This is a genomic window from Rhodococcus sp. B50 (assembly GCF_013602415.1).
In the GTDB taxonomy this organism is placed as follows: Bacteria; Actinomycetota; Actinomycetes; order Mycobacteriales; family Mycobacteriaceae; genus Rhodococcus.
The window spans coordinates 2086746-2104496 of record NZ_WPAG02000002.1 but is presented as its reverse complement, the minus strand read 5'-3'; the positions used below and the strand labels follow the sequence as shown (position 1 = coordinate 2104496).

The window sequence follows — 17751 nt, the reverse complement described above, 5'->3', positions numbered from 1 at the left end:
GAATCGGGGCGGGTATCGGGCCGAGTGCGAAGGGTAGGCATGCTGGACTACGCGCGTTACTGCGGAGAGATCGTCGAACAAACGGAACTGCTGGCGACCTCGCTGGCCGGGCAGGACATGACCGCATCCGTGCCGTCGTGTCCGGGATGGAACGTCGGTCAGCTCGCCAGGCACATCGGCTACGGGCACCGATGGGCGGCCGAGGCGGTCCGCGGGAACGGGGCGATGCCGCGCACCGACCGCGCGATGCGGGAGTTGTCGGACTACGTCGACGAGGATCCGGAGGAGCTGCTCCCGTGGTTGCGGACAGGAGCGCACGAGCTCGGGACCGCGCTGCGGGAGATCGGCCCGAACATGCGGGTGTGGACACCGATCCCGGGCGGCAAGAAGACCCCGGAGTTCTTCGCCAGGCGGTTCACCCACGAGACGGTCGTGCACCGCGCCGATGCTGCGCTTGCGCTGGGCGCGAAGTTCGTGGTGGCACACGACCTCGCGGTCGACAGTGTGGACGAGTGGCTCGACCTGGCCGTGGTCACCTGGCCGCGACGCGATGCGGAACGGCACCGCGCGCTGCACGGTCCGGACCGGACACTGCACTTTCATGCGACGGACACGCCGGCGGAGTGGGTCGTGGACCTGACGGGGGAAGAGTTCGTGTGGCGGCACGCCCACGAGAAGAGTGCCGTCGCGGTACGCGGACCGCTGACGGAACTACTGCTGGTGCTCTACCGTCGGCGCCCGGTGGACGCGGCCGACGTGGAGGTCTTCGGCGACAGCGCGTTCCTGGCGTCCTGGCTCGACGTCAGCCCCTTCGGCTAGCCGTCCGACAGAACGCACAGCGGGTGGCCGCACCGCGACGTTGAGGCACGGCCACCCGCATGCGAGTCAGAGCGAGAGGCGTGAGGCCGAGTACGCGTGGCGGATGGCGTCGAGTGCGCTGGTGCAGGGAATGTCGGCTTCCTGCAGCGAGTGGATCACCTCGGCGGTCGGTCCGGACTGCTCGAAGGCGCTGCCGGCGGCGACGGCCCAGGCGACTTCGCCGGGCTCGAATGTCCGGGTGGGCTTCCATCCTCGCTGAGGTGCGAGTTCGCGCAGAGTGCTCCAGTGCGCGACCTCGTCCGCGTCCGGACGTCCGATGAAAAGTAGGCGGTCGTGTCCCACGATGAACCCCTTCGTTCTTCGTCGTGCTTCGACAGGTAGGTCGTCTTGCCTGTGTGCTTCGTTACATTTACCTGATCGCGAGGCGTCGTGGGTTTAGGACATTCCACTATGTGGTACATGCGCCGGAATCGCGGGACCCCTCCGAGGAGGGCGGTCGCCACTGCCGTAGCGAGCAGCGAACGTTCCGGGGGTCATTCCCACGACCTTCGCGAAATCTCGCACGAAGTGGGGCTGGTCGGCGTAGCCGAGGACGGCCGCGACCTCCGACAACGAGCCGGACCGGTCGCGTAGGCGCCCGGCGGCCTCCTGCAGTCGCCGCCGCTGGATGAGCCACTTCGGGGTCAGTCCGATCCGCCGATGGACGAGGCGTTGCAAGGCCCGCTCGCCGAGATCGAATTCTGCTCGGACCTGCTCCACCCGCAGGACGTCGGAGTTCTCCTCGACGAACGCCACCACCCGGTTGACGAGTCGCCCTTCCTCGTCGATCGGCAGATAGGCGCGGAGTGCATCGTCGAACGCTTCCATCGCCGAGGCGTGCGATTCCGGTGAGTCCGGACAGTGCTCCATCGCTTCGCGTATCCGCGTGATCAGACGTGCGCCGGGCGCGCCGAGGACGTCGGTGAGGTCGACCGCCCGGTCGGTGAACGCCGCGAGCGAGGTGCCGGTGAGCAGGGCGCCGGCCGCAGGGCTGAGCATGGACCCGACCGCCCAGCCCTCGCCGGTGAGTGTGACCGTGGACAGTCCGTGCTCGACGCCGTAGAAGCGCGCGTAGTCGTGCGCGACCACCACCTGACAGACCGGATACCGCAGCACCCGCTGGGGTGCCTCCCGGCCGGGCGGTACCGACCAGACCGGAATCCAGTACCGCTGCATCAGATCCGTGAGGTCGGGCGCGGCCGGATAACGGTGGATGGTGTGCGAGGCGTCGTGCGGATCCTTCAGGTGGGCACGTTCGATGTCGTCGCGACCGTCGGGGTGTCGGGCCGCCGGGTCGTCGCCGTCGGGTTTCATCAATACCTCGCCCTCGGTGGTCGTCAGTATCGAGTCATGAATACAACAGCACTGCGACACGCAGAGGCCGACAAGCCGCTCACCGACGTGATCGCGTCCCTGCGCGACACCGAGTGGGACGCACCGTCACCGTGTGAGGGGTGGACGGCGCGCGACGTCCTGGCCCACATCATCGACACGCAGCGGGACTTCTTCGCCGGTCGCGGTGTCGAGACGGGCGAGCGGCCCGATACCGACCGTCCCGCCGAGGCCTGGAAGGCACACACGGCGCGTATCGCCGAGATCCTCGCCGACGATGCACTCGTCTCGACGACCTACGACGGGTACTTCGGGCCGACGACGGTGGGCGCGACCTTCGAACAGTTCTACATCTGGGACATGCTCGTGCACCGCTGGGACATCGCGCGCAGTGCGGGAGCCGACGCGACCTTCTCCGACGCCGAACTCGATCGGATCGAGGCGGGCGCCGACAGCTTCGGCGACGCCCTCTACATGGACGGTGTCTGCGCACCGGCGGTGGACGCTCCCGACGACGCCGACCGCACGACCCGCATTCTCGCGAAGATGGGTCGCCGCACGGCCGCGGCGCTCGGATAGGCCGCGTTATCGTCGGTCGTATGAGTGAACCGATCCGCGTCGCGGACTTCGTGCGCGAGGCGATCGCGGCCCGCCGGCCCGTCGTGGCGCTCGAATCGACGATCTTCACACACGGCCTCACCCGTCCACGCAACGTCGAGGTCGCGCTCGACGCCGAACAGCGTCTGCGCGACTCCGGGGTGGTGCCCGCGACCATCGGGGTCGTCGACGGAACCCCGACCGTCGGTCTGTCGGAACAGCAGATCCGCATGCTCGGCGCGCAGGATTCCCCGGCCGTCAAGCTCGGCCTTCGCGACCTGCCGGTCGCAGCGGCCAAGGGAGTGCACGGCGGGACGACGGTGTCGGCGACGGCGCTGCTCGCGCATCGCGCCGGGATCGATGTCTTCGCCACCGGAGGGCTCGGCGGAGTGCATCGGGGAGCGGCGACGACCTTCGACGAGAGTGCGGATCTCGTTGCGCTGGCGACACTTCCGATACTCGTCGTGAGCGGAGGGGTGAAGTCCGTCCTCGACATCCCCGCGACACTCGAACGACTCGAGACCCTCGGGGTGATCGTGGTCGGTTACCGGACCACGCGCTTTCCCGGCTTCTACGTGCGCGACAGCGGCTGCGTCGTCGACGACGTCGAGTCGGCGCAACAGGCCGCGGCGGTGGCGCGGGCCCGGGACGGATTGGGTCTGCGGTCGGCGGTGCTCGTCGCGAATCCGGTAGCGGCCGAGGCTCAGATCGATCCGGAACTGCACGACCGGGTGCTCGCGGAGGCCGAACGCGCAGCCGCGGAGGCCGGGACGCGCGGTAAGGCGCTCACCCCGTTCGTGCTCGACCACATGCACCGGGCCACCGAGGGGCGCTCGCTCGAGACGAATATCGCGGTCTATCGCGGGAACGTCGCTGTGGCCGCCGAGATCGCGCACGCGCTGGTGGCCTGAGGCGTCACTGCATCAGGAAGGCGGCGGTGGACGACGGCAGGGGAGTGTCGCGCCGGCGGTAGATCTCCGCGGGCCGGCCGGTGCCCTCCCTGCGCAGTTCGCCGGTGGGTTCGAGTCCGTGCAGCAGATGCCTGCGGAAGGTGTCCTTGGGATAGCTGCGTGCATAGACGATTTCGTACAGCAGGCGCAGGTCGAGCACGGTGAACTGCTCGCCGAGGAAGTTGCCGGGGTCGACCTCGGCGGAGTACCGGCGCCGTAGGTCGGCGACGGCCAGTTCGACGATCTCGGAATGGTCGAAGGCGAGGTCGGTGGTCTCGGTCGTCGGCACGAGGTGCGCCTCGGCGGGGATCTCGGCGACCGGCACGGCAGCGCCGTGGGCCATCGACAACACCCATCCGCGGTCGTCGCGTTCGGGATCGTCGAGCATGGCCAGCTGGTGGAAGTCGACGCCGGTGAGGCCGGCCTTGTCGCGAAGGGCGCGTTCGGCGGCCTCGGCGAGTCGCTCGCCGGGGTGCAGGAAGGTGCCCGGCAGTGCGTAGCTGCCGTCGGGACGTTCGACGACCAACACCTTCAGTACTTCGTCGACGGTGAGGACCGCGACGTCCACGGCGACCGAGGGTCGTGGATAGTCGGTGAGCGACCTGCCGGTCGGGTCGGTCGATATGCCCATGGTGGACATTCAAGCATTGATGCGCTAATGTTAGCGCAACATTGATCGAATAGGGGTTCTCATGAGGCTCACCGCAATGCAGAACGACCGGGCCGCCGGTGTCCTGCTCGCCACCGCCGCGGGCGACGCGCTCGGGGCCGGATACGAATTCACGTACCCGACTTCCGAGACGCGAATCGACATGATCGGAGGCGGCCTCGGGCCGTTCGAGCCCGGCGAGTGGACGGACGACACCTCCATGGCACTGGCCGTCGCGGAGATCTCTGCCACCGGAGCCGACATCGGCCGGGGTGCGGGTCTCGACGCCGTGGCGGCCCAGTTCCGGCACTGGTACGCCACCCGGCCCAAGGACATCGGCAACCAGACCCGGGCCGTGCTCGCGGCTGCCGGATCCTCCGCCACGACCATGCAGGCCCGCGCCCGAAGCCTGTCCGGCCGCAAGGGAGGCAACGGTTCGCTCATGCGCACCGCGCCCGTGGGCCTGGCCCATCTCGACGACGCGGGCAAGTGCCTGGCCGCAGCCCATGAGATCAGCAGCCTCACCCACGACGACGAGCAGGCGTCCGAAGCGTGCCGCATCTGGTCGTTCGCCATCCGCCACGCCGTCCTCCACGGCACCTTCGACGGCGTTCGTCTGGCCCTCGACCACCTGCCGCGCGCGGTGGCCGGCCGTTGGGCGGCACTGCTCACCGAGGCGGAAACCGCCACGACCGCTCGGGTGTTCGACAACAACGGCTGGGTGGTCCACGCCCTGCAGGCGGCCTGGTGGGCCATCACCCACGCACGCGCCGACGGGCCGGAACAGCTGCAGGAGGCACTCGAACTCGCGGTGCGCGCCGGCAACGACACCGACACCGTCGCCGCTATCGCCGGTGGACTGCTCGGCGCCCGGTGGGGAGCGTCCGCGGTCCCGGCCCGCTGGCGGCGCATGCTGCACGGTTGGCCCGGCTACCGCTCCCGCGATCTCGTGCGCCTCGGACTGCACACCGCATGGGGAGGCGGGGACGACGACCGCGGCTGGCCCACCGCCGCGGTCGTGGACTACGCGCGCTACCGCACCGATCGCCGGTCCACCCACCCACACGACGCCGGAGTGCTGCTCGGCGGTGCGGACCTGCTGCGCTCGCGCGAGGTCGACGCCGTGGTGAGCCTGTGCCGGGTGGGACCGGCGCCGCACGCCTCCGAACACATCGAGTTCTGGGTGGCCGACGCCGATCATCGTCGCAATCAGAACCTCGCCTTCACGGTGGACGACGCGGCGCGTACCGTCCGGACGCTGCGGTCGGAGGGGAAGACCGTGGCGGTGCACTGTGTCGAAGGGGAGAGCCGCACCCCCGCGGTGGCCGCGCGGTACTCGGTGCTGCTCGGACACAACCCCCTCGATGTGCTGCACACGATGCCGTGGGCCGCGCCGCAACCGGCGCTGTGGTCCGCTGCCACCGCCGGGGCCGACCGGCTCGTCGGCTGACCGCTACCGCCGACCGCTTCGTCGGCCGGGTGCTACCGCCGACCGCTTCGTCGGCCGAGACCGACCCGCCCGCGAGCGCGATGCGGTAGACAACAGGGAACGGCACATGCGACGAAGGGACCCACGTGGCTGCATCCATCGCGCTTCCACGCATCATGCGGATCGGTGGCGGAGCCGTCGACGAACTCGGTGAGGTCGTCGCCGGTCTCGGCCATATCCGGCCGCTGATCGTGACGGACCGATATCTCGTCGGCACCGGCGCCGTGGACCGCATGGTCTCGACCCTGAAGGCGGCAGGACTCGAGCCCGCAGTGTTCGCGGAGACCGTTCCCGACCCGACCACCGCCTCGCTCGACGCCGGGGTTGCGGCCGTCACCGAGCACGACGCCGACTGCGTCGTCGGATTCGGGGGTGGGAGCCCGATGGACACGGCCAAGGCGATCGGACTGCTCGCCCGGCAGGGCGGGCACATGCGCGACTACAAGGCTCCGCGCATCAATTCCGGACCCGCCCTGCCGGTCATCGCGGTGCCCACCACTGCCGGGAGTGGCTCGGAGGCAACGCAGTTCACGGTGATCAGCGACAGCGACACCGACGAGAAGATGTTGTGCCCGGGCTTGGCCTTCCTGCCGGTCGCTGCCGTGGTGGACTACCGACTCACCCTGACCATGCCGCCGCGGCTGACCGCCGACACCGGGGTCGACGCGCTCACCCACGCCATCGAGGCGTACGTCAGCAGGAAGGCGAACCCGTTCTCCGACGGCCTGGCGTTGCAGGCGATCGGCACCATCGGGCGGATGCTGCGCCGGGTATACGCCGATGGGCAGGACGCCGAAGCGCGCGAGCAGATGATGCTGGCCGCCACGCAGGCGGGGATCGCCTTCTCCAACTCCAGCGTGGCGCTCGTGCACGGCATGAGCCGCCCGATCGGGGCGCACCTCCACGTCGCGCACGGCCTGTCGAACGCGATGCTGTTCCCGGCGGTCACCGAATTCTCGGTGGATGCGGCCGAATCCCGCTACGCCGATTGTGCTCGCGCTCTCGGCGCGGCGTCGGCGGATGCTTCGGATGCGACGGCCGCTGCCGACCTGGTCGTCGCGTTGAAGGAACTGTGCCGCGACGTGGAGGTGCCGACGCCGAAGTCGTACGGCATCGACAGGCGGACCTGGGACGATCGGGTCCCGGTCATGGCCGAGCAGGCACTGGCGTCGGGATCCCCGAACAACAACCCGAGGATCCCGACGGCCGACGAGATCCGCGATCTCTACGCGCGGATCTACGGTTGAACGCGGCTCACTCGGGGGCCTGATCGTCCGGCTCGACCTTCTCCGTCTTCACCCGATCCGAGATGCTGCCGGCCGCACCTTCCTCCTCGCGTTCGTTCTCGACCTTCTGTTCGAGCTTGTCGACGAGGTTCTTGATCTTCTGGCCGGTGAGGTCGTCGTTGTCCTCGGGGCGGCCGGAGCCGTGCTTGGGGGCGTTGTCCATCGACGTCCGTCCTTCGTTCGTAGGTGCAGGGGAGCGGTACCCGAGCACCGGAACGATCAAACGGCCGCGGCGGCGATGCCGGCGCGGTCAGAGCGGGAGCTCGGTCTCCTGGAGACCGGGCGCAAGACCGCGTCGCCGGAACCATTCGATACCGAACGCGGCCCGCAGATGTTCCTCGGGCATGGTCAGCATCGGCCCGAAGTCGCCGATCTGCGACTCGTAACCGACCATCGCCGCGCGTTTGGCGCCCAGCGCCGTCGACACATCCACCGCGGTGGTCAGTTCCGACTCCGGCAGACCGAAGGTCTCGAGATCCGGCGGCCGCACGTCGTCCGGTGCGTCCGGCAGCGCCGAGAGCAGCCGCTTCAGGTGATCCCGGTTCGTCGAGGCCTCGTAGACGGCGTCGTGCCCGATCACGCGTTCGGCGTGCACCCCGGCGCGGTGGACCTGGATGTGGTCGGGATGGCCGTATCCGCCGTGCGCGTCGTAGATGGTGACGACATCGGCGCGTTCCTGCTCGATCACAGCGGCCAGCCGTGCTCCCACCTCGCTCGGATCGGCGTTCGCGAAGGCGTCCGGGTCGTGGTTGCCGGTCGTGCCGGCCATCCCCGAATCGCCGTAGCCGAAGGACACCACCCGCGCGGCACCCAGCGCGCGAGCGGACTCGTCGAGTTCCTTCGTGCGCCGTGCGGCGAGGGATTCGCCGGGTGCGAGCAGTCCGTCGGGATACTCCCCGCGGGCTCCGTCGGTGGCGACGACGAGCACGACCCGGTGTCCGGCGTCGGCGGCCCGGCGCATCACGCCACCGGTGAGGAACACCTCGTCGTCGGGGTGCGCGTGGAAGCACAGCAGAACACTCATGGCGTTCATGCTGACACGCTGTCCGGAAGGCGTGGTGGCTAGTCCGACTCCCCGTAACGGGCGGCGAGGTTCTCGGGCATCGGTTCGTGCCGCAGATACTGGCGCGCGAAGTCGGCGGTGCCCTGCGTGATGGACCGCAGTTCCACCGGATAGCGGCCGAGTTCGAGCTCGGGAACCTCCGCGCGCAGCAACGCGATTCCCGGCTCGGGGGATTCGGTGCCGAGTACCCGTCCGCGCCGGGCGGACAGATCGCCCAGGACGGCTCCGAGGAACTCCTCGGGCACGATCACCCGTACGGCAGCGACCGGCTCGAGCACTCGAACTGTGCTGTGCGAGGCCGCGTCCCGCATGGCGAGCCCCGCTGCCGCTTGGAAGGCCGCGTCGGACGAATCCACCGAGTGGGCTTTACCGTCGACCAGGGTGACCTGCACGTCGACGAGCGGATATCCCGTCGTCACCCCCTTCTCGGCCTGCGCGTACACACCCTTCTCCACGGACGGGATGAACTGGCGCGGAACCGCGCCCCCCACCACCTTCTCGGCAAAGGCGACACCGCTGCCCACCGGCAACGGCTCGACCTCGACGTCGACGACGGCGTACTGACCGTGTCCGCCGGACTGCTTGACGAGCCGGCCGTGGCCTTTCGCGGAGGCGGCGAAGGTCTCCTTCAACGGCACCCGATGCTCGACCGTGTCGACCTGCACACCGTGCCGGGTACGCAGCCGTTCGAGGACCAGCTCCGAGTGCGCCTCACCCGTGCACCACAACACGAGCTGGTGGGTCTCGGGATTCTGCTCGACACGCAGCGCAGGATCCTCGGCGGCCAGGCGCGAGAGGGCCTGGGACAGTTTGTCGTCGTCGGTGCGCGTATGTGCTTCGATCGCGACGGGCAGCAGCGGTGTCGGGGTCGGCCATCGGTCGAGCGAGACCGGACGATCCGGGTCGTGCAGGACGTCTCCGGGTTGTGCCGTCGCGAGTTTCCCGACGGAGACGATGTCTCCGGCGACGGCCTCGCCGACGGGGCGTTGCTGTTTGCCGAACGGGCTCGTCAGGGCGGGGATGCGTTCGCGGCTGTCGTGGTCGCCGTCGGCCAGCGCCACGATCGTGTCGGGTCGCAGCGTGCCGGAGTACACGCGCACGAGGCTGATCCGCCCGACATAGGAGTCGCCGGCCACGCGCACGACCTGCGCTGCGAGCGGACCTTCCGGGTCGCACTGCGGTGCCCCGCGACCGCGGTGCGTCGGGTCGGGGAAGCCGGTGGTGATCAATTCGAGCAGTTCGACGGACCCGATACCCGTCTCGTCCGCGGGGACGGCCGGGTGCAGGGTGCACGCCAGGATCTCGCGGGTCAGTCCTTCCTGCAGGGAGGCGGTGTCGAGCTGCTCGCCGGCGATGAACCGCTCCATGAGCGTGTCGTCCTGGCCGGAGATGGCCTCCACCAGACTTTCGCGTGCCTCGGTGGAGACCGGGCACGGGCCGGGTTCGCCGTAGTTGCGGCCCGTCAGCAGGCCCATCGATCCGATCGGGCGGTCGCCGTCGTAGACGGGATAGAACAGTGCCCGCAGGGTGTCGGGCCCCAACCCGAAGGCGTCGTGGCAGTCCGAGAGCATGTCGTCGTAGCTGTGCCGGGCGACGTCGAGTTTGTTCACCACGATCGCGCGGGGAACCGCCTCGTCGTCGCACTCGCGCCACAGCGCGCGGGTCGCGGCGCTGATCGGATCGGTGGCGGAGACGACGAAGATCGCCGCGTCGGCCGCGTGCAGGCCTGCACGGACCTCCGCGTCGAAGTCGGGGTGTCCCGGCGTGTCGATCAGGTTGATCTTGATGCCGTTCCATTCGAGGGGCACCACGGACAGCTGCACCGACCGGCGGTGCCGCTGTTCGATCTCCTCGTAGTCGGACACCGTCGTGCCCTCGGCGACGCGCCCGGCACGCCCGACGGCGCCCGCTGCCACGGCGAGGGATTCGGCAAGGGTGGTCTTCCCGGATCCGCTGCACCCCACCAGGGCAACATTGCGGATCCGGTCGGGACTGTCGGCGGTCGGTGCCTGCCGGCTGCGTGCTGCGGTGCGATCGGCCATCGATCTGCTCCTCGAAGTCGCTTGCGCACAGTCTAGGCAGTGCGCAAGCGACTTCGCGGAAGTTCGGTGCACCTCAGCGGTGCACGACGGTTCAGTACACGTCGCGCACGTACCGCTTCTCGCGCTTGAGGGCGGTGATGTACTCGGCGGCCTGCTCCTCGCTCATGCCGCCGTGCTCGGCGACGATCTCGTGCAGCGCACGGTCGACGTCCTTCGCCATCCGAGACGCGTCGCCGCAGATGTAGAAGTGACCGCCCTCCTCGAGCCACGCGAACAGCTCCGCGCCGTGCTCCTTCATGCGGGTCTGGACGTAGATCTTCTCTGCCTGATCGCGGGAGAACGCCAGGTCCAGACGGGTGAGTACACCCGAGTCGACGAACTCGGCCAGTTCGTCCTCGTAGATGTAGTCGCAGCCGCGCTTCTGGTCGCCGAAGAACAACCAGTTCCTGCCCGTGGCGCCGCGCGCGCGACGTTCCTGGAGGAAACCGCGGAAGGGTGCGATGCCGGTGCCCGGGCCGACCATGATCATCGGCGCAGTGTCGTCGGCGGGGACGCGGAAGGCCTTGTTCTTCGACACGAAGATGCCGACCTTGCTCTCGCCGACACGGTCGGCGAGGAAGGTCGAGCACACCCCGCGCCGCTCACGGTCGTCGGTGCCGTAGCGCACCGCCGCGACCGTCAGATGCACCGAACCGTCACACGCGTTCGGGCTCGACGAGATCGAGTACGCGCGGTGCTGCAGCGGACGCAGCAGCGCCAGGAACTGCTCGGCCGACAGCTCGGGTGCGGGATCGAGCAGGAGCACGTCGAGAATGTCGCGGCCCCACAACCATTCGTCGAGCGCGGCCTTGTCGCCGTGCCGCAGCACGTAGGTGAGTTCCTCGTTGCCCGTGTGCTTCTCGATCTCCTCGAGCAGGTCGACGGACGGCGCGGTGATCTCGTAGTTGTAGGTGAGCAGGTGCTCGAGCGTGTCGTCGTGGCCCTCGGGGACCGTCGCGCCGTCCAGGCCCAACCGGATGAGGATCGCCGCGACGAGTTCGGAGTCGTTGACCGGCACGACGTTCAGCGCGTCGCCGGCCTCGTATTCGAGTCCGGAATCGGCGAGCGCGAACTCGTAGTGCCGGATCTCCTTGGCCGAGTCCTGTCCGGACAGCAGCACGTTCGACGTCAGCACCGCGGGATAGGGGTTCTTACGGGTCCACTGCGACTTCGCCCGGGCGGGTGCTGCCGGCGCGGCCGGAGCGGGGGCACCGTCGCCCACGATGCCCTCGACCGCCGCCACGAGGGGCAGCGTCTCGGCGATCCACGTCGCGGCGAGGTCCTCGAACTCGACGTCGCAGTCCACCCGCGGCACGATGCGCTGCGCACCGAGTTGCTCGAGACGCATGTCGATGAGCTTGCCGGCCTGGCAGAACCCGTCGTAGCCGGTGTCGCCGAGGGCGAGCACTGCGAAGTTCATGCCCTCGAGGCGCGGGGCGCTCTCGGCCGACAGGGCCTCCCAGAACAGCTCGGCGTTGTCGGGCATCTCGCCTTCGCCGTAGGTGGACGTGACGATCAGGACCTGACCCAGACCGGCGAACCGGTCGAGGTCCATGTCGTCGAGAGCGCACACCACCGGCGCGAAGCCCTGGGCGCGGGCCGCGGCCGCGGCGTCCTCGGCGACGGATTCGGCAGTACCGGTCTGCGAGCCGTACAGCACGTGCAGAGCGGGTGCCGAACCGGTGGTCCCGGCATCGTCGGCAGGACCACCGGAGAACAGCCGGGTCTGCATCCCGGCGACGAAGCCGGAGAGCCACGACCGCTGATCGGCGGTGAACGGAGCGTCGAGGGGAATGAACGGGCCGGTGGTGGTCACGCGGAGACTCCCATCGTGGAGGTGAGGACGTTCGGGACGGCGTTGCGTGCGAACAGTTCCTCGTAACCGGGCAGGCGACCCGCGGCGTCGAGATTCTTGCGGCTCTGCACGAGGATCCAGCCGTAGGTGCCGGGCGCATCGACCGAGCGGACGTTGCGCAGGGCGAAGGCCTGCTTGTAGTCGTTCAGGCGTTTGTCGGCGACCAGCGCCGCGAGCTGCTCGTCGGTGTGGTCGGCGATCGCCGCGAGGGCGTATCGCTCGAGCTTCGCGACGAGGAAGAAGTCCTCGGTGAGCAGCAGATTGCGCGCGGCCTTCTGCACCGCCGGGTCGGCGACGTCGGTGGCGCCGGGAACCTTCTGCAGCGCCATCTCCTGCGCGGCGGCGAGCACCGTGTAGTTGTTGAGCAGCGCGTACATGGTCTCGGTGTCGGTCGCGTCGGGGGTGACCCCGCCCGCGACGGGGATGCCCGAGCGGTAGTTGTCCTTGAACTTGCGCACCTGGTGCGCCACGAGCGCCGTGGCGACCTCGGCGGCGAGGTCCTTGCGCGACGCTGCGCCGAGGATCTCGTCGAAGTCCTGGTACTGCAGCAGCGCGCGCGGCATGCCGTACGCGAACCGGTGCTGCTCGACCTGCCAGTTGTCCAGCAGGAAACGGGCCTTCGCCGAGCCGGTCGCTTCGACGTGCAGGTGCAGCAGCTGCAGCACGGCGGCATTGTGGATCGCGGCCTGCGGATCGTCGCCGGTGATCGATCCGAGCACGATCGAGTCGGCGCTGGCCTTGCGGGGGAGCAGACCCTCGGGGTCGTACTGGTAGACGAACCCGCCCGACATGCCGTTGCCGAAGCCCTTGCCGAACTCGCCGATGTTGAGCACCGCACCGTTGGTCATGTACTCGCAGGCGAACTCGCCGACACCCTCGACGACCGCCGTGGCACCGGAGTTGCGCACCGCGAACCGGTCGCCGGCCTCGCCCTCGACGAACAGGCGTCCCCCCGTGGCACCGAAGAGCGCGAAGTTGCCGATGAGGACGTTGCCACCCCTGCGGTTGCTTCCGCCGCCGGGCGAACGCAGCACGATCTGCCCACCGCACTGGCCCTTGCCGACGCCGTCGTTGGCGGTACCGGTGTGCTCGATGTGCATGCCGTCGTTGCAGAACGCCCCGAAGGACAGGCCGGCCGAACCGGAGGTGGTGATCGTGACGGTGCTGTCGCGCAGCCACCGGCGCCCGCGCTCGTCGCCGAGCACGGCCGGCAGCTCACCGAGATCCTCGTGGTTGAGCATGCGCTCGACGTCGATCGCGAGTTGCGCGCCGACGCTCTTGTTGTTGTTCGTCAGGTGCACGCCGTCGCCGAGCGCGACGGTGAGCTCCTGCGTGTCGACGAGGGCCTCGCGCATCCGGGCCACCCACGCGTCGTCGAGCGAGTAATCCTTCTCCATGTACACGGGATTGTCGATGTGGACCTCGGGCAGCACCGCGAGCATCGCTCGCAGATCCAGCCGTCCGACGCTCGACGGGTGGTCGAGCAGGTGCAGCAGGTCGGCGCGGCCGCGCGCGTCGCGCAGCGAACGCAGACCCAGGCGGGCGAGCACCTCGCGCGTCTCGTGCGCGATGTTGAGCAGGTACTGGGCCATCGCCCGCGGATCACCGTTGAACACTTCGGGATTCGTGGTCAGGCCTGCCGGGCACTTGACGTTGCAGTTCTTCGCCATGACGCAGCCGAGCATCATCAGCGCGGTGGTGCCGAACTCGAAGCTGTCGGCGCCGAGCAGAGCGGAGACGATGACGTCCGACGCCGTCTGGTGCGCACCCGAGCAGCGCAGCACGACCTTGTCGCGCAGACCGTTCGCCGTCAGGGCCTGATGGACCTCGGCCACACCGATCTCGGCGGAGCGACCCGCGTACTTCAGCGAGGTCACCGAGGCCGCGCCCGTGCCGCCGGTGTTGCCGGCGACGTTGATGACGTCGGCGCCGGCCTTCGCGACCCCCACGGCGATCGTGCCGATGCCCTCGGACGAGACGAGCTTGACGATCACCCGCACCCGAGCCGCCTTGGCGTCGTGGATGAGCTGGGCGAGATCCTCGATGGAGTAGGTGTCGTGGTGCGGCGGCGGCGAGACCAGCTCGACGCCCGGGGTCGCACCGCGGGCCGCGGCGATCTCCACCGTGACCTTCTTGGCGGGCAGCTGGCCGCCCTCGCCCGGCTTGGCGCCCTGCGCGATCTTGATCTCGATCTCCTCGAGCATCGGATCGGCGAGGTAACCGGCCCACACGCCGAAGCGGCCGGACGCGAACTGCTTGATACGCGACCCACGGATCGTGCCGTAGCGGGAGATGTGCTCGCCGCCCTCACCGCAGTTCGACATGCCGCCCACCATGTTCGTGCCGTGGGCGACAGCCTCGTGGGCATTGGAGTTGAGCGCGCCGTGGCTCATCGCGCCCGACGCGAGCGCCGGGGTGATCTCATGGGCCGGCTGCACCTGGTCGAGCCGCACGCTCAGCGGGGCCTGGCGGACCTGCTCGAGATAACGCGCGGCGTCGCCGATCGCGTGCACGGTCAGAGTGTCGCCGTAGCACCGGGAGGAGACCACCGCGTCGCCGAAACGCGCGACGAGGGAAGCAGCGAGCGCGTCGGGCCGACGGTGATCGTCCGCGAGCGGACCGGTCAGCCGCAGGACGAACTCGCTCTCACCGACCCGCGCGGCGGAGATTCCCCGCACGAGCATCGAGTTGTTGCCGAACCGCGCGAAACGGCCCATCTCCTTGGTGAAGTCCTCTGCGGTGACGGCGTAGGTGACATCGGCGGGCAGTGCCAGCACGTCACGCAGAGCGGCAGGACGCTGCGCACGCTCGTCGGCCATGGTGCGCGCGAACGCGCGGTAGCCCGGCGTGATCTCGAAGGAGTCGATCTCCTCGGGGGTGAGCGCGCGGAATCCGCCGTAGCGGTATGCCGCGTCGTCGAGGCCGTGCGCGTCGGACAGCCGGTGCAGCGGCAGCAGACGCAGGGCGTCGGTCAGGTCGGGCTCGGCCTCCTTCTCGACGGGCAGCGTGACGGGCTCTTCGGTCATGTCGACGAAGCCGCGCACGGCGGTCGTGCCGAACGAGTGCCCGGCGCCCTCGGCGCGCTCCTTGAACAGGCCGAGCAATGGGACGTCCTTCTCCGTCTCGACGTCCAGGGCGCGACGGTGCCAGTCGGCGACGGCCTGCGCGACGGTCTCGAAACCGACACCACCGACCGGGGATTTCACGTTGGGGAACCAGCGCGCGAGCACCTCGTCGCTCGTGTCGAGATAGCTCGGCTCGAAGAACTCACCTCCGATGTACGACTCGACGGTGCACAGGCCGACGCGTCCCATCGTCTTCATGAGCGACTTCTCGGCCGCCTTGCGGAACTTCAGGAATGCGGTGTCGGCGTCGTCGCCGTACTTCTCCTCGGCACGCATCTGCACCGTGAGCGGGTACACCGCGGCGGCACCGAAACCGAGGGTCGCGGCGATGTGATGCGACGAGACCAGTTGTCCGGATTCGACGATGACGGACACGCGCAGGCGCAGTCCCTCGTCGATGAGCCGCTGATTGACCGCGGCGACGGTGAGCACCATCGGCAGCCCGGCGCGATCGGTGGACACGTGCCGGTCGGTGAGAACGGCGATGCCACCGGACTCGCGGGCGAAGTCGGCGATCGCGTCGGCCGTACCGTCGATCGCGGCGGCGAGCGCCGCTGCGTTCGCCTTGGCATCGTCGAAGACGGGGGAGTACAGCATCTCGAAGCGCTGCACCGGGGTGTCGGTCTGCTCGCGAATACGCAGCATGTCCAGATGCGTGAGGATCGGGGTGGGCACCACGATCTGGGTCGCGGACGATGCCGGTGCGCCGCTGCCCGGCCGGGCGCCGAGCGCGACGCGCAGCGTCATGCCGTCCGCCTCACGGATCGAGTCCAGCGAGGGGTTGGTGACCTGGGCGAATCGCTGCGAGAAGTACTTGGCCACACCGCCCTCCTGGTCGGACAGGGCGTTGATGGCGTTACCGTAACCCATCGCGGAGATGCGTTCCTGACCCGAGGCGAGCATCGGATCGAGCATGAACCGGAAGGACTCCTGGTTGATGCTGTAGGACACGTAGCGCTGGTAGCGGCCGAGATCGCCGTTGTAGCGCAGGGGCGATCCGGCCTTCTCTGCGGGAACCTCGGGCAGGGCGTCCAGATCGCGACGCGCCTCGTCGACGAGCGACGCGTAATCCTGCTGGGCAGCAAGAAGTTCCAGCGCCTCGACGGTCTCGTAGGAGCGGCGGGTGCGGTGGTCGAAGTACAGCATGCCGCCGGCCTCGATGCGACCGCGACGCAGCACGGTCTCGGGCGGGAAACCGAACTGGCCGGCTTCGGACGTGACGGCCAGGTACTCCTCGGTCTCCACGGTGCGCAGCGGACGCAGACCGAGCCGGTCCAGGCGCGCGCCGACGACGGTGCCGTTGCCGAAGATCAGCGCGGCGGGACCGTCGTTCTTCTCCTCGTACAACGAGAAGAACTCGAGCATCGCGCGGACCTGCGGCGACAGTTCGGTGTCGTTCTCCCAGGCCGGCGGCATCATCTGCACGACGGCGGTGACGAGGTCGAGGTCGTTGTGGGCGATCCGCGACGCCAGGGTCTGGTCGAACCGGCAGCTGTCGGACTGTCCGGGTGGGCGGATGATATCGCGGCCCATCGCGCGGGCGAGTGCGCCCTCGAACAGTCGGTTCTTGCGATCGGTGTTGAGCTCACCGTTGTGCGCCATGAGGCGGAACGGCTGCGCCATCGTCGGATGCGGATCGGTGTTCGTCGAGAATCGGGTGTGGAAGAACAGCGTGTGCACGGCGTGCCGTGGATCGGTGAGATCGCGGAAGTACGGGATGACCTCGTGAGAGTTCAAGCGATTCTTGAGAACTTGCGTGCGCGCGCTGAGCGAGAGCGGGTAGAGCCCACCGAGACCCGGCTCGGTGTAGGCGCGGGCCTCGACCTCGAGCAGCACGCCGTGCAGCAGCCGGTCGAACTCGTCGACGGAGTCGCACGCGGCCGGGCGGGTGAAGATCCACTGGCGGATCGGCAACTGGTATTTCGTTGCGGCAGGACGCAACACGCTGTCGTCGACGGGCACGTCGCGCACGGCGAGCACGGTGACACCGATGCGGGCAAGTGCCGACGAGACGAGCTCCTCGGCATCCGGACGAGCCGCGGACTCGGTGGGAAGGAAGAAATTACCGATACCGAAGTTCCCTGCCTGCAAAGGCTTTCCGACGATCTCGGAGAAGAACTCGACCGACAGGTCCACATTGATACCGGCTCCGTCGCCGACACCCTCGGCGGACATGCCCCCGCGGTGCGGCACGACGCACAGGGCCTCGTGACCACGGGTGAGCACGTCGTGGGTCTGCACGCCGTCCTTGCGGGTGATGAAACCGACACCACAGCTGCTCTTGTCCAGCGTGATGTCGTACAGGCCGGTATCACTGGCGTGCGTCACGGACGTCCTCCTCGGTGCATCGAAGTCGGCGTCGACCGGCAGTGACGATGCGAAAAAGGGAACGCGTGCGAAGGCGCAGCTCCTGTGGGCGCATAGACGTGTGCCGGAGACGATGGTGGTGAATGCAGACGCCTTTGT

General features: G+C 68.9%; 13 protein-coding genes. 5 read left to right on the top strand and 8 right to left on the bottom strand.

Annotated features, from left to right (window positions below; all coding sequences use genetic code 11):
• Positions 1-39 precede the first annotated feature (39 nt).
• On the top strand, positions 40-819 hold the full coding sequence (locus GON09_RS10020) for a maleylpyruvate isomerase family mycothiol-dependent enzyme (RefSeq protein WP_213931667.1): 780 nt from the start codon (positions 40-42) through the stop codon (positions 817-819).
• 66 nt (positions 820-885) lie between these two features.
• Here the strand turns inward: GON09_RS10020 and GON09_RS10015 are convergent, their stop codons facing one another.
• Both GON09_RS10015 and GON09_RS10010 read right to left on the bottom strand, forming a co-directional pair.
• Positions 886-1161: a hypothetical protein gene (locus tag GON09_RS10015; protein WP_213931666.1), complete on the bottom strand. Its 276-nt coding sequence runs from the start codon at positions 1159-1161 to the stop codon at positions 886-888.
• Positions 1162-1254: 93 nt separating this feature from the next.
• A complete protein-coding gene (locus tag GON09_RS10010) occupies positions 1255-2172 on the bottom strand; it encodes a helix-turn-helix domain-containing protein (protein ID WP_213931665.1) in 918 nt (305 codons plus the stop codon).
• A gap of 36 nt (positions 2173-2208) precedes the next feature.
• Here GON09_RS10010 and GON09_RS10005 point away from each other — a divergent pair, with 36 nt between their 5' ends.
• The gene (locus GON09_RS10005) at positions 2209-2769 is read left to right on the top strand and encodes a TIGR03086 family metal-binding protein (RefSeq protein WP_213931664.1); all 561 of its coding nucleotides are present in this window, start codon (positions 2209-2211) and stop codon (positions 2767-2769) included.
• A gap of 20 nt (positions 2770-2789) precedes the next feature.
• Positions 2790-3698 carry a pseudouridine-5'-phosphate glycosidase gene (locus GON09_RS10000; RefSeq protein ID WP_213931663.1) on the top strand — a complete coding sequence of 303 codons (909 nt, stop codon included), beginning with the start codon at positions 2790-2792 and terminating at the stop codon, positions 3696-3698.
• 4 nt (positions 3699-3702) lie between these two features.
• Here GON09_RS10000 and GON09_RS09995 read toward each other — a convergent pair whose 3' ends face one another.
• Complete coding sequence (locus GON09_RS09995; RefSeq protein ID WP_213931662.1) at positions 3703-4368, bottom strand: NUDIX hydrolase; 666 nt, start codon at positions 4366-4368, stop codon at positions 3703-3705.
• A 61-nt stretch (positions 4369-4429) separates the two neighbouring features.
• Between GON09_RS09995 and GON09_RS09990 the strand changes: the two genes are divergently transcribed.
• The gene (locus GON09_RS09990; protein ID WP_213931661.1) at positions 4430-5836 is read left to right on the top strand and encodes an ADP-ribosylglycohydrolase family protein; all 1407 of its coding nucleotides are present in this window, start codon (positions 4430-4432) and stop codon (positions 5834-5836) included.
• Between the two features lie 125 nt (positions 5837-5961).
• Positions 5962-7122, top strand: a complete 1161-nt coding sequence (locus GON09_RS09985) for an iron-containing alcohol dehydrogenase (protein ID WP_213931660.1) — start codon at positions 5962-5964, stop codon at positions 7120-7122.
• A 7-nt stretch (positions 7123-7129) separates the two neighbouring features.
• Here GON09_RS09985 and GON09_RS09980 read toward each other — a convergent pair whose 3' ends face one another.
• The 5 genes from GON09_RS09980 to GON09_RS09960 all read right to left on the bottom strand — a co-directional run bounded on the left by GON09_RS09980 (position 7130) and on the right by GON09_RS09960 (position 17613).
• Entirely contained in the window at positions 7130-7324 is a 195-nt protein-coding gene (locus GON09_RS09980; protein WP_213931659.1) for a hypothetical protein, read from the bottom strand.
• An 87-nt stretch (positions 7325-7411) separates the two neighbouring features.
• On the bottom strand, positions 7412-8185 hold the full coding sequence (locus GON09_RS09975) for a PIG-L deacetylase family protein (RefSeq protein WP_213931658.1): 774 nt from the start codon (positions 8183-8185) through the stop codon (positions 7412-7414).
• 38 nt (positions 8186-8223) lie between these two features.
• Positions 8224-10266, bottom strand: coding sequence for an elongation factor G-like protein EF-G2 (locus GON09_RS09970; protein WP_213931657.1), 2043 nt, complete (start codon positions 10264-10266; stop codon positions 8224-8226).
• 91 nt (positions 10267-10357) lie between these two features.
• Entirely contained in the window at positions 10358-12121 is a 1764-nt protein-coding gene (locus GON09_RS09965) for a sulfite reductase subunit alpha (RefSeq protein WP_213931656.1), read from the bottom strand.
• Positions 12118-17613 carry a glutamate synthase-related protein gene (locus GON09_RS09960; protein WP_213931655.1) on the bottom strand — a complete coding sequence of 1832 codons (5496 nt, stop codon included), beginning with the start codon at positions 17611-17613 and terminating at the stop codon, positions 12118-12120. Before GON09_RS09960 ends, GON09_RS09965 begins: the two co-directional genes overlap by 4 nt.
• Positions 17614-17751 lie beyond the last annotated feature (138 nt).

Excerpts from the sequence above, each read along its gene's own strand:
- GON09_RS10020 (WP_213931667.1), top strand. The coding sequence starts at position 40 with ATGCTGGACTACGCGCGTTACTGCGGAGAGATCGTCGAACAAACGGAA.
- GON09_RS10010 (WP_213931665.1), bottom strand. The coding sequence starts at position 2,172 with ATGAAACCCGACGGCGACGACCCGGCGGCCCGACACCCCGACGGTCGC.
- GON09_RS10005 (WP_213931664.1), top strand. The coding sequence starts at position 2,209 with ATGAATACAACAGCACTGCGACACGCAGAGGCCGACAAGCCGCTCACC.
- GON09_RS10000 (WP_213931663.1), top strand. The coding sequence starts at position 2,790 with ATGAGTGAACCGATCCGCGTCGCGGACTTCGTGCGCGAGGCGATCGCG.
- GON09_RS09995 (WP_213931662.1), bottom strand. The coding sequence starts at position 4,368 with ATGGGCATATCGACCGACCCGACCGGCAGGTCGCTCACCGACTATCCA.
- GON09_RS09990 (WP_213931661.1), top strand. The coding sequence starts at position 4,430 with ATGAGGCTCACCGCAATGCAGAACGACCGGGCCGCCGGTGTCCTGCTC.
- GON09_RS09980 (WP_213931659.1), bottom strand. The coding sequence starts at position 7,324 with ATGGACAACGCCCCCAAGCACGGCTCCGGCCGCCCCGAGGACAACGAC.
- GON09_RS09975 (WP_213931658.1), bottom strand. The coding sequence starts at position 8,185 with ATGAGTGTTCTGCTGTGCTTCCACGCGCACCCCGACGACGAGGTGTTC.
- GON09_RS09970 (WP_213931657.1), bottom strand. The coding sequence starts at position 10,266 with ATGGCCGATCGCACCGCAGCACGCAGCCGGCAGGCACCGACCGCCGAC.